General features: G+C 72.3%; 11 protein-coding genes. 2 read left to right on the top strand and 9 right to left on the bottom strand.

The features are described from left to right. Positions 1 to 3: 3 nt before the first annotated feature. From JL106_RS05885 to JL106_RS05865, 5 genes are all read right to left on the bottom strand, one after another. On the bottom strand, positions 4 to 264 hold the full coding sequence (locus JL106_RS05885) for a biotin/lipoyl-containing protein (protein ID WP_205259772.1): 261 nt from the start codon (positions 262 to 264) through the stop codon (positions 4 to 6). Continuing rightward, positions 257 to 2,509, bottom strand: a complete 2,253-nt coding sequence (locus JL106_RS05880; protein ID WP_205259771.1) for an alpha-ketoacid dehydrogenase subunit alpha/beta — start codon at positions 2,507 to 2,509, stop codon at positions 257 to 259. Before JL106_RS05880 ends, JL106_RS05885 begins: the two co-directional genes overlap by 8 nt. Position 2,510: 1 nt before the next feature. After that, entirely contained in the window at positions 2,511 to 3,401 is an 891-nt protein-coding gene (locus JL106_RS05875) for a class II fructose-bisphosphate aldolase (protein ID WP_205259770.1), read from the bottom strand. Positions 3,402 to 3,572: 171 nt separating this feature from the next. Next, positions 3,573 to 4,595: a sugar-binding transcriptional regulator gene (locus JL106_RS05870; RefSeq protein ID WP_205259769.1), complete on the bottom strand. Its 1,023-nt coding sequence runs from the start codon at positions 4,593 to 4,595 to the stop codon at positions 3,573 to 3,575. A 161-nt stretch (positions 4,596 to 4,756) separates the two neighbouring features. After that, on the bottom strand, positions 4,757 to 5,704 hold the full coding sequence (locus JL106_RS05865) for a BKACE family enzyme (RefSeq protein WP_205259768.1): 948 nt from the start codon (positions 5,702 to 5,704) through the stop codon (positions 4,757 to 4,759). A 521-nt stretch (positions 5,705 to 6,225) separates the two neighbouring features. On the opposite strand from JL106_RS05865, the gene JL106_RS05860 reads away from it, so the two are divergent. Both JL106_RS05860 and polA read left to right on the top strand, forming a co-directional pair. Continuing rightward, positions 6,226 to 7,356: an AbrB family transcriptional regulator gene (locus JL106_RS05860; protein ID WP_205259767.1), complete on the top strand. Its 1,131-nt coding sequence runs from the start codon at positions 6,226 to 6,228 to the stop codon at positions 7,354 to 7,356. A gap of 44 nt (positions 7,357 to 7,400) precedes the next feature. Beyond that, complete coding sequence (gene polA, locus JL106_RS05855; RefSeq protein WP_328841475.1) at positions 7,401 to 10,184, top strand: DNA polymerase I; 2,784 nt, start codon at positions 7,401 to 7,403, stop codon at positions 10,182 to 10,184. Between the two features lie 131 nt (positions 10,185 to 10,315). On the opposite strand, the gene add is transcribed toward polA, so the two are convergent. The 4 genes from add to JL106_RS05835 are packed head-to-tail and all read right to left on the bottom strand — an operon-like array spanning position 10,316 to position 13,000. Next, entirely contained in the window at positions 10,316 to 11,320 is a 1,005-nt protein-coding gene (gene add / locus JL106_RS05850; protein ID WP_205259766.1) for an adenosine deaminase, read from the bottom strand. Then, on the bottom strand, positions 11,317 to 12,105 hold the full coding sequence (locus JL106_RS05845) for a nucleoside phosphorylase (RefSeq protein ID WP_205259765.1): 789 nt from the start codon (positions 12,103 to 12,105) through the stop codon (positions 11,317 to 11,319). Before JL106_RS05845 ends, add begins: the two co-directional genes overlap by 4 nt. A gap of 23 nt (positions 12,106 to 12,128) precedes the next feature. After that, on the bottom strand, positions 12,129 to 12,611 hold the full coding sequence (locus JL106_RS05840) for an ATP-binding protein (RefSeq protein WP_205259764.1): 483 nt from the start codon (positions 12,609 to 12,611) through the stop codon (positions 12,129 to 12,131). After that, positions 12,608 to 13,000 (bottom strand): STAS domain-containing protein, encoded by a 393-nt coding sequence (locus tag JL106_RS05835; RefSeq protein WP_205259763.1) that lies wholly within the window; start codon positions 12,998 to 13,000, stop codon positions 12,608 to 12,610. The genes JL106_RS05840 and JL106_RS05835 overlap by 4 nt, the downstream gene beginning before the upstream one ends. Positions 13,001 to 13,033 lie beyond the last annotated feature (33 nt).

The raw sequence follows: 13,033 nt of genomic DNA, 5'->3' as shown, positions 1-13,033 counted from the left end.
CGCTCACGACGTCGGCACCTCTTCGCCGTCTTCGCCGATGTAGGCGATGACAGTGCCCGACTCCACCTCGGTGCCCTCCGGGAAGCAGTGGCGCAGCACGGTTCCCTCGGCCACGGACTCGACCTCCAGCTCGGTCTTGTCGGTCTCGACCACGAGCAGCGGATCGCCGAGCTCGATGGTGCCGCCCACCGGGACCAGCCAGGTGGTGATCGTCCCGCCACTGACGGTCTGGCCCAGCTCCGGCATGATGATCGCCTCAGCCATCGACTGCCTCCCTGCTCGTGTCGGTCTGGTCGGTCCGTGCTGCCGCCGCGGGCCGGTCCTGGCCGGCCACGTCCCGGATGGCCGTGGCCAGTTCCTCGGTGCTGGGCAGCACGGCGGACTCCAGCCACGGCGCGAACGGCATCGGGACGTCCTTGGTGGCCACCCGGCGCACCGGGGCGGCCAGTCGGTCGAAGAGGTGCTCGCCCACCCGGGCGGCCACCTCCGCACCCCACCCTCCGGTGCGGTGCGCCTCGTGCGCGACGACCAGCCGCCGGGTGCGACCCACGCTCTCGTACAACGACTCCCAGTCGAACGGGGCGAGCCACACCGGGTCGATCACCTCGATGCTGATGCCCTCCCGTTCCAGCTCATCGGCCAGCGACAACGCGGCGTACAGCTGGGTGAACGTGGCCAGCACGGTGACGTCGGTGCCCGGCCGGCGCAGCCGGGCCTGCCCGACCTCGGTGATGTACTCGTCCGGTGGCACGTACGCGCGGGTGTCGATGGAGCCGGCCTCCTGCCGCTTCTTCGAGCCGTAGAGCAGCTTGTGCTCGAAGACCAGCACCGGGTCGGGATCCCGCAGTGCGGCTCGGATCCCGCCCTTGGCCGTGTACGGGTCGGAGATGCACAGCACCTTCAGGCCCGGGACGTGCATGAAGAAGCTCTCCGGGCACTGCGCGTGCTGGGCGCCGCGCTGGGTGGCACCCACCGGGCAGCGCAGCACCATCGGCACGCTCAGCCGCGCGCCGGACATGTAGCGCAGTTTCGCCGCCTCGTTGACGAGCTCGTCCATGCCCTCGAACACGAAGTCCGCGTACTGCAGGTCGGGCAGCGGCTTCATCCCGGCGATCCCGGCGCCGATTGAGACGCCCATGATCGCCTTCTCGCTGATCGGTGTGTCGATCACCCGGCTGCGGCCGAACTCCTCGGCCAGGCCGAGGTAGATGCCGAACGCACCGCCGAAGCCGCCCGGGACGCCGACGTCCTCGCCCAGCAGCACGACGTCGGCGTCGGCGGCCATCTCCTCCCGGATGCCCTCGCGCAGTGCCTCGGCGATGCTGAGCCGCCGGTCCTCCGGGCCGTCGGCCAGCGGCGCGCCGATGGTCTGCGGGCGGGGTGGCGCGGCCAGCACCGCGGACGGTGCCACCGCCGTCTCGGACGGCGCCTTGGGCGCCTGCTGGGCGAACGCCACCGCGTCCTTGATCACCACCTTGGCCCGCCCGACCGCCTCGTCGGCCTCCTCGGTGCTGGCCACGCCGGCGTCGACCAGGGCCCGGCGCAGCTGCTCGATCGGGTCCCGGTCCTTCCAGAACTGCTCCTCCTGCTTGGTCCGGTAGCCGCGGGCGTCGCCGCGGCTGTGCCCGACGTAGCGGTAGGTCAGGCACTCCAGCAGCGTGGCGCCCTCGCCGGCCCGGGCCCGCTGCACGGCCCGTTCCATGGCCGCCACCACGGCCAGCACGTTCATCCCGTCGACCTGTTCGCTGGGGATGCCGTAGGACGCGCCGCGCGCGGCGATGTCCACGTTCAGCGTCGTCTCGTGGAACGGGGTGGACGCGCCGTACAGGTTGTTCTCGCAGACGAACACCACCGGGAGCCGCTTCACCGCGGCGTAGTTCACGCCCTCGTGGAAGGCGCCTTCGTTGCTGGCCCCGTCGCCGAAGAAGCAGGCCACCACGCCGTCGGTGCCGTGGTGCTGCAGGGCCATGGCCAGCCCGGGGGCGATGGTGATGCCGCCACCCACGATGGCGATGGACGGCAGGATGCCCAGGTCCGGGTCGCCGAGATGCATGGACCCACCGCGCCCGCCCAGCGCACCCGGTTCCCGACCGTAGATCTCGGCCATGGCCACGTCCGGCCGCATCCCCTTGGCCAGGGCGTGACCGTGTGGGCGGTGGGTGGAGGTGATCCAGTCGGTGCGGCGCAACGGCTGGCACACCCCGACCGCGACCGCCTCCTGACCCTGGGACTGGTGCAGCGTGCCGGGGATCTCGGCCTGCAGGTAGCGCAGGTACGCCATCTGCTCGAAGTGCCGGATCTCCACCATCTGCTGCAGCATGGCCAGCGCGCTCTCCTTGCCGAGCCGCCGCAGCACGTCGGTGTGCCCGTCCTGGGCCAGGTCGGCGATCTGACCCAGGTGGTCGTCGACCGCGGCCTGTTCCTGCTCGGCCACCGGGGTGCCCGGCTCGGCCTCCGGGCTCTCCGGATCGACGGCGGCACTGCCGGTGCTGGTGTCGGGGCGCGCCATCTCAGGCCTGCCCGGAGGAGCCGAACACCTGCATGAGCCGGCGCACCTCGTCGGTGAGCGCCGCCGCGGCCCGGGTGTTGACGTCCTCGGCCGAGCGGGAACCATACTCCTGGTTGGGGTCTCCGCCGGAGCCGATGACGCCGCGCAGCGCGGCGCCGTAGACGTGCTTGAGCCGGGTGCCCACGTTGATCTTGGTGATGCCGGCGGCGATGGCCGCCTGCATCTGGTCCGGCGGCGTGCCCGAACCGCCGTGCAGGACCAGCGGCACGTCGACGGCCTTGCCGATCTCCTGGATGCGGTCGACCCGGATCTCCGGGACGTAGTCAGAGGTGACGAAGTGGACGTTGCCCACCGCCACGGCCAGGCAGTCCACTCCGGTGGCCTGCACGAAGTCGACGGCCTGGGCCACCTCGGTCATCGCGCCGATCGAGCTGTCGATCCGCCCGTCGATGGTCATCTCGGCCAGTGCGCCGACCTCGCCCTCGACCGTGATGTCCAGCGCGTGCGAGGCGGCCACCAGGGCGCGGGTGTCGGCGATGAGCCGGTCCCAGGACCACCCCTGGGTGTGCATCATCACGCAGTTGTAGCCGGCGCCCAGGGCCCCGGCTGCCTCGGTGAAGTGCTCCGCCTCGTTGAACAGCACCGCCGTGGGCACCGAGCTACGACGGGCCAGTGCGGCCGAGACCGCGCCGTACAGCTCGACTCCCACCGAGGAGAGCCATGCGTGGTTGGCCGACAGACCACCGATGCCGATGATGACCGGCGAGCGTTCCTGCTCGGCCGCCGCCACCACCGCCTCGAGGCTGTAGACATCCCACGATTCGAAGTAGCCGACCGCGTACCGTCCGCGTCCGGCGGCGCCGAGGAGTTCAGGCAGACCGACGACAGGCACCGTTGTCACCTTTCTCGTGCAATGGGTGCACGTGCTCGTGCAGGAGGTGCGGGCCTAGCGGCCCGCGGGACGCACGGCGCGGCGCCGTGGCCAGGCTGGTCGGGCGATCAGGGATGGGGCAGGACGACCGGACGGGACCGCGCCCGGCCGCGGCGATGTGTGACGCGAGGGTCAGGCGACGTCGAGCAGTGCGGTGGCCAGCGCGCTGTCCACCACGACGATGTCGGCCAGACCGCCGCGCAACGCGCTGGAGACGGCCAGAGCCTTGGCCGGTCCCGCGGCCACGATCGCCACCGTCGGCAGAGCCCGGATGTCGGCCAGGTCGATGCTCAGCACGCGTTCGGTCAGGGCGATGTCGACCTGGGCGCCGGTCGCGTCGAAGAACCGGCCGCAGATCTGGCCGACGACACCCTTGGCCGCGGCCTCGGCCAGCTCCGCGGGCGTCGCCTCCGCGACCTCCTGCAGGAAGGTCCGCGAGCTCGCCTGGTCGAACGCCCCCACCCCGAGCACGGCCACGTCCACCGACCGGGCCTGGCGGAGCGCCGAGGCGACGAGCGGGCTGCGCTCGAGCGACCGGGCCACCTCCCGGGTGGGAGCGACGGCCGGGGCGTGGAAGTACGAGTACCGGCCGCCGATGCGCTCGGCCAGGTCCCGGACCAGGTCGTGCCCAGAGCGAGCCGGATCGAGGCTGGCCACCCCGGACAGCTGCACGACGTCGACGTCCCACCGCCCGTCGAAGTGCCCGGAGTCGACCAGGGTCTGGATGGTGCGGCCCCAGGAGAGCCCGATCGTCTGCCCGTTCCGCAGCACGCCACTGAGCCACTCGCTGGCGCCCCGGCAGACGGCCAGCAGCGCACCGACCTCCGCGGCACGGTGCTCCGCCGTCATGCCGTCGGGACTGCCGTCCGGGCTGCCGTGCTCGAGGGTGCTGTCCGGCTCCACGTCGACGACCGTCACGTGCTTGAGCCGGGTGTCGCGGTAGCCGGCCCGGACCGCGGCCTCCAGGCCGTGGTTCCGTGAGGTCGGGTAGTCGATCTCGAAGCGGACCAACTTCTGCTCCCGGGCCGCGCTGAGCATCCGGGACACGTTGGACCGGGAGACGCCCAGCAGCCGGGCCACCTCGGCCTGGCCCATGTCCTCGACGTAGTAGAGGAACGCGGCCTGCGCCAGTCGTTGTGGGGTGAGCGCGGCCATCGCAGCCCCCTTCCCACGGTCGAGGCGCCCGGATCGCGTCCGGGCGCGTGCCATGGTAGGCCGTGGCCGTCACGGCCCTCGGTCCGGTCCCGTGCCCCGGCGCCCCGTCCGACCGGGCCGCCGGCTCGGCGCGCTGATCTGCCATCGGTCACCCCGCCCGGTCAGGCGATGTGGTAGAGCTTGCGCGCGTCGTCCTGGGTGGCGATCGGCCGCCCGACCTCACGGGCGATCTCCTGGGCCTGTTGCAGCAGTTCGAGGTTGGTCGGGTTGCGGTCCGGGTCGTAGAACAGCTCGAGCCCCGTCTTGATGTGACCGCCCAGCTCGATGGCCCGGCGCAGGATCGAGGTGTCGTCCAGCGCGCCCTGTCCCCAGATCGAGATGTACCAGGGGTGCTTGACCTTCGCGTCCTCGATCATCGACAGGTAGTAGTAGAGGCTCTCCAGGCTCGGCTGCATGCCGCAGGTGCCGATCGGGTCCAGCGCGGTGAGGCCGTAGTCGCCGATCAGGTAGAAGTCCCACATCGAGCCGCGGGTCGTCATGCCCGCGTCGACGTAGTACTTGGCCAGCCGCGCGTACCCGGGCTCGTAGATGCCGAGGATCATCGGGATGTCCAGCTCGCGACACATCCTGACCTGGCCGGCGACCCGGTCGTAGTTCCAGCCGTACTCGCGCCCGCGGATGTACCCCTCCTCGTCGGTGGAGGTCGCGAACAGGCTGATCCCGGTGTCCACGCAGGCGATCTTGACGTTCGCGTTCGCCCGCAGGGGCGGCACGTGCTCCAGACCGTGCGATTCCGGGTACAGCCGCAGGTTGTTGCACGTGGTCGGGTACCAGGTGATGTCCGGGTGCTCGGCCAGCACGCGGTCCCAACTGCGCAGGTAGTCCTTGACCGCGTCCTCGGCCAGCAGGTCGAAGCTGGTGTTGTGGGCGTGGATGGCGCAGGCACCCGCCTCCCAGCAGCGGATCGCGTCCTCGGCGATCTCGTCGTAGGAGATGGGCGTGTTGGGGTTCATCTCCTTGCTGCGCACCCCGTTGATGTGGGACTCGATGATCACCGGGAAGTCCCAGCTGGGCTCGGCGTCCGCGTACTTGTCCAGGTCGGTCGTCACGATCGGCTCCTCGGGTGCTCCGACGGGGGTGGTCCGATGGGGGGTGGCGCGTCGTTCCGGTGCGTGCACGGGTGGGGCGAGAGGGGTTGCGGCGGTGAGGATCCGATTGGGTGCCGGGTCGGCCGACCCGCAGCAGGTCGGGGGGAGGCGACGGGCGGCGCTGCCGCGCACGGCGCGGTCGTCGGCGGGACTGTCGCAGGGCTTGTCGGGCGCTGCGGCCGTGTGCGACGGGCCGGGCGGCTCCATCGCACACTGCTGGATGAGCTCACATATGTGAGTGGCACTTCACGGAGGTGAGTCTGGCAGAGGCCTCCGTCACAGTCAACCGTGCCGCGCGCTCATCGGCCATCGGACGGCTCCCGGACCGGGGGAGCGAACCGCCGTGTCCCGCAGACTGTTTCGCCCGGGCGCAAGCGGCGGTTCCGCCCGTCCGAAGGAACCGGACGGCGGGAGCGGCCGGAGCCGGTGCTAGAACGGAGCCGTGCAGCCGTCGGAGCGAGGTGTGAGCCGGCTGCGCGTCGATGCCCGCCGCTGACGGCGGGGCCGGTCGGCGCATCCGTCCGTCCTGGCGATCGGTCCGCTTCTGGGTCGTGGTCGCCGCCGCCGTGGCCCTCGCGGTGGTCGTCCTGCAACTGCTGCACGTCTCGGGGGCGCCGATCCTGGGCGGCATCATCGGGGCCGCCGCCGTCAGCCTGACCCTGGGCCGGCGCAGCGACCTGGCCCCGTCGGTGTCCCGGCTGGCGCAGGTGGTCCTCGGCGTGGCCATCGGCACCACCATCGGCCCGGAGGCGCTCGGCGAGATCGGCGCCAGCTGGCCGGGCTACGTGGTGGTGCTGGTCGGCACCGTGCTGCTCGGCATGCTGGCCGGCCTGGTCCTGCAACGGTGGACCCGGGTGGACGGGGTGACTGCCCAGCTCGGCATGCTGACCGGCGGCGCGTCGGGCATCACGGCCATGAGTGCCGACGTCGGCGCCGACGCCCGGCTGGTGTCGGTGATGCAGTACCTGCGGGTCTACCTCGTCATCGCGCTGCTGCCGTTCGTCTCCCGGATCTTTCCGGGCGACCCGGCGCGGGCCGCCGACGCCGTCACCCTCCGGGCGTCCGGCGGCGGCCCGGTCGCGCTCGGGCTGGCCGCCGTCGTCGGCAGCGTGCTGCTGGTCCTGCTCATCAACCGCGTCGCCGATGTCCCGTCGTTGACCGTGCTGCTGCCGATGGTCGTCACCACGGTGCTGCGGCTGACCGTGCCGGGCTTCGATCCGGCGGTGCCGGCCGGGCTGGAGGCCGGCGCGCTGGTGGTCATCGGGGTGCAGACGGGACTGGCCTTCACCGTGGCGGCGCTGCGGCAGGCCGGGCGGATGCTGCCGCTGCTCATCGCGGCCATCCTGCTGATGATCGCGGCCTGCGCCGGGCTCGGTCTGGTGCTGGCCGCGATCACCGGGACCAGCCCGCTGGACGGGTACCTGGCCACCACTCCCGGCGGCATCTACGCGGTGCTGGGCGTGGCCGTGCAGAGCGACGTCGACGTGGCCTTCGTGAGCACCGCCCAGGTGCTCCGGGTCTTCGTGGTGCTGCTGACGGCGCCGTTGCTGGCTCGCTGGTTCCGCCGAAGGGGACCGGGCCGCGCCGGTCGGCCGGTCGACGGGGCCTGCTGACCGGCCGGACCCGGCTGTCGGTGGCCGACCCTAGACTCGGCCGGGTGAGTGGAGCTGTGACCGAGACCGGGGCCGCGACATCGGCCGACACCCTGGACGACGCGTCGGCGGGCGGCACCCTGCTGCTGCTGGACGGGCACTCGCTGGCCTACCGGGCCTTCTTCGCCCTCCCGGTGGAGAAGTTCTCCACCACCACCGGCCAGCCGACGAACGCCGTCTACGGCTTCACCTCGATGCTCATCAACCTGCTGCGGGACGAGCGCCCCACCCACGTCGCGGTGGCCTTCGACCTGTCCCGGCAGACCTGGCGCAGCCAGGAGTTCACGGAGTACAAGGCCAACCGCACCTCGTCACCGACCGACTTCAAGGGTCAGGTCGAGTTGATCAAGGAGGTGCTGGTCGCGCTGCGCATCCCGAGCATCACCGCGGAGAACTACGAGGCCGACGACGTCATCGCCACGCTCACCGGCCGGGCCACCAGCGCGGGTCTGGAGGTCCGGATCTGCAGTGGTGACCGCGACTCGTTCCAGCTGGTGGATCCGCGGGTCACCGTGCTCTACCCCAAGCGCGGGGTGTCCGAGCTGGCCCGGATCACGCCGGAGGAGGTCGACGCCCGCTACGGGCTGACGCCGTCGCAGTACCCGGACTTCGCCGCACTGCGGGGCGACCCGTCGGACAACCTGCCCAACATCCCCGGAGTGGGGGAGAAGACCGCGGCCAAGTGGATCCGGGACTTCGGATCGCTCACCGCGCTGGTCGACCGGGTCGAGGAGGTCCGCGGCAAGGCCGGCGACGCGCTGCGGGCGGCCCTGCCGCAGGTGCTGCAGAACCGCCGGCTCACCGAGCTGGTCCGGGAGGTGCCACTGGACGTGGACCCGGTCAGCGACTTCCGCGCGCTGCCGTACGACCGCGAGGCGGTCCACCGGATCTTCGACAACCTGCAGTTCCGGGTGCTCCGGGAGCGCCTGCTGGAGACCTTCGAGCAGGAGGACGAGACCAGCACCGAGGGCTTCGCCGTCCAGGGCGACCGGCTCGCGGCCGGCGCGGTCCCGGCCTGGCTGGCCCAGCACGCCGTCGGACAGCGCGTCGGATTGACCATCCGCGGCTCCTGGACACCGGGCGGGGGCGACCCGCACCGCATCTCGATCGCCGCCGACGACGGCACCGCCGCGGTGCTGGACCTCACCGAGCTGACCGCCGACGACGAGGCCGCGGTCGCGGCCTGGCTGGCCGATCCGACGCCGACCAAGGTGGGCCACGACCTCAAGCCCGCGATCAACGCCCTGGTCGCCCGCGGGCTGCCGGTGGACGGGGTCGTCGACGACACCGCGCTGGCCGCCTACCTGGTGCTGCCCGGCCAGCGCACCTTCGACCTGGGCGACCTGGTCCAGCGCTACCTGCACCGGACCCTGGACGCGACCGGACCCGACGGGGCCGAGGCCGAACCGCAGCTGGCGCTGACCTTCGAGAGCGACGGCGAGGCCGCGGCCCAGGGTGGCGGCGACGGTGCCGATCAGGTCCTGGACGTCAAGGACATGGTCCAGGCCAGGGCGGTCATCGACCTGGCCGCCCGGCTCGAGGAACAGCTCGAGAAGACCGGCCAGGCCCCACTGCTGGCCGACATCGAGCTGCCGGTGATGACCGTGCTGGGCGAGATGGAGCGGGCCGGCATCGCCGTCGACGTCGACTACCTGCAGGAACTGCAGTCGCAGTTCGCCACCGAGGCCAGCAACGCGGCGCAGGCCGCGTACGGCGAGATCGGCCGCGAGGTCAACCTCGGGTCGCCCAAGCAGCTGCAGGTGGTGCTGTTCGACGAGCTGGGCATGCCCAAGACCAAGCGCACCAAGACCGGGTACACCACCGACGCGGACGCGCTGGTCGCCCTGCACGAGCAGACCGGTCATCCGTTCCTGACCTACCTGCTGCGGCACCGCGACGTCACCCGGCTGCGGACCACGGTGGAGGGACTGCTCAAGTCGGTCGCCGACGACGGCCGCATCCACACCACGTACCAGCAGACAGTGGCCGCGACCGGCCGGCTGTCCTCCACCGACCCGAACCTGCAGAACATCCCGGTGCGCACGGCCGAGGGCCGGCTCATCCGCCGGGCGTTCGTGGCGCCGGCGGGCACCGAGACGCTGCTCACCGCGGACTACTCGCAGATCGAGATGCGCATCATGGCGCACCTCTCGCGCGACGAGGGGCTCATCGAGGCGTTCCGCTCCGGCGAGGACCTGCACACCTACGTGGCCATGCGCGCGTTCGACATCCCGGCCGAGCAGGTGCACCCGGAGATGCGCCGGCGCATCAAGGCGATGTCGTACGGCCTGGCCTACGGGCTGTCGGCCTACGGCCTGTCCGGGCAGCTCAAGATCAGCGTGGAGGAAGCCCGCGAGCAGATGGACGCCTACTTCGCCCGGTTCGGCGGCGTGCGGGACTTCCTGCGGGACACCGTCGATCAGGCTCGCAAGGACGGCTACACCGAGACGGTGTTCGGTCGCCGCCGGTACGTGCCCGACCTGACCAGCGACAACCGGCAGCGGCGGGAGATGGCGGAACGGATCGCGCTGAACGCGCCGATCCAGGGCAGCGCCGCCGACATCATCAAGGTGGCCATGCTGAACGTGCAGCGCCGGATCCGCGCCGAGGGGCTGCGGTCCCAGCTGCTGCTGCAGGTGCACGACGAACTGGTCTGCGAGGTGGCCACCGGCGAGCGGGACGCCATGGAGGCGTTGATCCGTGAGGAGATGGCCGGCGCCTACCAGCTCGATGTGCCGCTGGACGTGTCCGTCGGGTTCGGCGAGAACTGGGACGCGGCGGCGCACTGACCCGACGGCGCCGGCCCGCTCACGAAGGCCCGGACGGAACCGCCCATCATGGGTCGGTCTCGACGCCGACGGCGCCGCTGCGCTCCCTGCGCGGCGGACCCCGACCGGCGCCGACGACCGGGTCCAGCGGGTCAGCCGGGCAGCCGGGCCGCCAGCGCGGCCCGCACCGAGTCGTCGGCGAACAGGGCCGTCACGCTGGTCCGGTCGACCTCGGCCAGCCCGTCCGGGCCGACGCCGAGCTGCTCGGCCAGCACCCGCCGCTCAGCCGACAGCGGTGACCCCGTCTGCACCGGGTTGTCGTCGCCCAGCACCAGCGGCACGCCGGCCCGGCGGAACGTCGCGGCCGGGTGCGCCTCGACGGTCGGGATGGCGCCGGTGTACCAGTTGGACGTCGGGCACACCTCGACGACCACGCCCCGGTCAACCAGCCAGGCCAGCACCACCGGGTCCGCGGCGACGTGCGCGCCGTGCCCGATGCGAGTCACGCCGAAACGCTCGACCGCCTCCTGGGCCGCGGCGGCCGGTGCGGCCTCGGCGGCGTGGCAGGTCAGGCCGAGCCCGGCCGCGGCCGCCACCGCGAACGCCGGCCGGTACCGCTCCAGCGCCGGGAACCGGCGCTCGTCCCCGGCCAGGTCGAAGCCGACCACTCCGGCCCCGGCGAACCGCGCCGCCGACCGGGCCACCGCCAGGTTCGTGTCGTCGTCGTGCGACCGGAGCGCGGCCAGCACCAGCCCGGCCGGCATGCCGGCGCGCTCCATCCCGTCGATCAGTCCCTCGCACGCCGCCGCGACCACGTCGTCGACCGCCCGGCCGGTGGCCCGGGCGTGCGTCCCCGGCCCGAACCGCAGCTCCAGGAACGCCTGCCCGTCGGCGGCCGCGTCCTGCACCGCCTCGCTGGTCACCCGGGCGATGGCGTCCGGATCGGTGAAGAAGGGGTAGCTGGCGCCGACCCGGTCCAGGTAGGTGGTGAGCGTGTCGGGTCCGGGCAGGGTGAGCGCGGCGGTCCAGCCGCCGGGCGGCGTGGCCAGGCCCAGCGCTGCGGCCAGGTCCGCCGCGGTGTCCGGCCGGACGCGGCCCTCCAGGTGGCTGTGCAGATTGATCGGCAGATCGGTCGGCAGATCGGTCGGCTGGTTCACAGGTCCAGCTGCACCGCGGTGTCCAGGGCGGCGCGGATGCTCCGGCGCCACCCGTCGTGCAACCGCGTGTCGGCGCCCTCGTACACGCTGGTGCCGTCGACCAGGTTGCTGGAGCAGGCGCAGATCATCCCGGCCCGCACCCCGCGCAGCCGGGCCACCACATAGAGCGCGCTGCTCTCCATCTCGACGTTCAGTACTCCCATGCCGGCGAGTTCGGCGATCCACGAAGGGGTCTCGGCGTAGAAGGCGTCATCCGAGGCGTTGATACCGGAGTGCACGCGGAAGCCGGCGTCGGGCTCGGCCGCCGCCCGTGCGTCCGCCTGCCGTCGCAGTTCCACCGTGATGGGCAGGTCGGGAACGGCTGGGTAGCCGGGATGCACGTAGGCGGCGGTGGTGCCGTCGTTGCGCAGCGATCCCTCGCTGACCAGCAGGTCACCGGGCGCGATGCCGGGCTGCAACCCGGCGCTGCTGCCCACCCGGATCAGCGAGGTCACGCCGACCCGGATCAGCTCCTCCGCGGCGATCGCGGTGGACGGACAGCCCATGCCGGTCGAGGTGGCCGTGATGAGCTTGCCGCGGTACCGCCCGGTGACGGTCCGGTGCTCGCGGCGGTGTGCGATCTCGGTGACGTCGGTGAGGAACTCGGCGATGAGCGCCACCCGGAACGGGTCTCCGGGTAGCAGGGCCACGGTCCCGACCTCACCGGGTGCGACGCCGATGTGGTACTGCCGGACACCGGTGCCGGCCGCGCTCTTGTCGACGGCGGTGGGGATCTCGGGCGACATCCGGGCACCGTACCCAAGGCCGGTCAGGCGCTGCGTCGGCGCTCCAGCGTCCACTCGTTGACCCAGCCGGCCGGATCGGCCAGCCGGCGGTAGACGACGGTGTCGACCGACCGCCGGGCCAACGCCAGGCCGCGCCCGTGCTCGCAACCGAGGTCGTCCAGCGTCGTGACCGGATCGCGGTCAGCGAGCAGCCCGGCGCCGTCGATCGGGGCCGAGCTGTCCCGGCAGCGGGCGCGGATCGCCGACCTGTCCACCTCCACGGTCCACTCGGCCACCACGACCTGGTCACCGGACTGCACCAACGGCTGGTCGAACAGACCGTGCTGCAACAGGTTCCCGGCGATCTCCAGGGCGGCGATGCCGAAGCGCATCGCGTCCTCCTGGGCCACGGCCGCGGTGTGCCAGAGCCCGTCGAGCATCTCGTGCACCTGGTCGAGGTAGGACTCGTCGACGATGCAGCGCAGTTCGGCGGTGTGCGTGGCCGACTGCCCGTGCATGGTGGTCATCGGGCGGACCCCGCAGCCGTGGCCGACTCGGCGGCGACCGGCCCACCGGCGGCGTCGCCCAGTCCGTCGGCGACCGACGGGTACGGCTGCAGCACCCGGTTCAGGTTGGTCAGCTCCAGCACGGTGATCACCTGCTGGTTGGCCGCGGCGATGCGCAGGTCGCCGCCGGCGGCCCGGGCGGCCTTGAGCCCACCGATGAGGGCGCCGAGGCCGGACGAGTCGATGGTCGGTACGCCGGCGAGGTCGACGACCACCCGCTGGCCGGGGGCACGGTCCACGGCGTCGCCGATCGCCTCGCGGAACCCGCGGGCGGACACCACGTTCAGGGTCCCGGTCACGGCGATGACCGCAGCTCCGGGGGACGGATGACTGATGGTGTAGTCGGTCACGATCGGTTCCTCAGCGGGTTCGGAGTGGACTGC

The sequence above is a fragment of the Nakamurella leprariae genome (assembly GCF_016918035.1).
GTDB classification, from domain to species: Bacteria; Actinomycetota; Actinomycetes; order Mycobacteriales; family Nakamurellaceae; genus Nakamurella; species Nakamurella leprariae.
This window is presented reverse-complemented; position numbering and strand designations above follow the sequence as displayed.

Coding starts and splice junctions, on each gene's coding strand:
- JL106_RS05885 (WP_205259772.1), bottom strand. CDS start 264: ATGGCTGAGGCGATCATCATGCCGGAGCTGGGCCAGACCGTCAGTGGC.
- JL106_RS05880 (WP_205259771.1), bottom strand. CDS start 2,509: ATGGCGCGCCCCGACACCAGCACCGGCAGTGCCGCCGTCGATCCGGAG.
- JL106_RS05870 (WP_205259769.1), bottom strand. CDS start 4,595: ATGGCCGCGCTCACCCCACAACGACTGGCGCAGGCCGCGTTCCTCTAC.
- JL106_RS05860 (WP_205259767.1), top strand. CDS start 6,226: ATGCCCGCCGCTGACGGCGGGGCCGGTCGGCGCATCCGTCCGTCCTGG.
- JL106_RS05845 (WP_205259765.1), bottom strand. CDS start 12,105: ATGTCGCCCGAGATCCCCACCGCCGTCGACAAGAGCGCGGCCGGCACC.
- JL106_RS05840 (WP_205259764.1), bottom strand. CDS start 12,611: ATGACCACCATGCACGGGCAGTCGGCCACGCACACCGCCGAACTGCGC.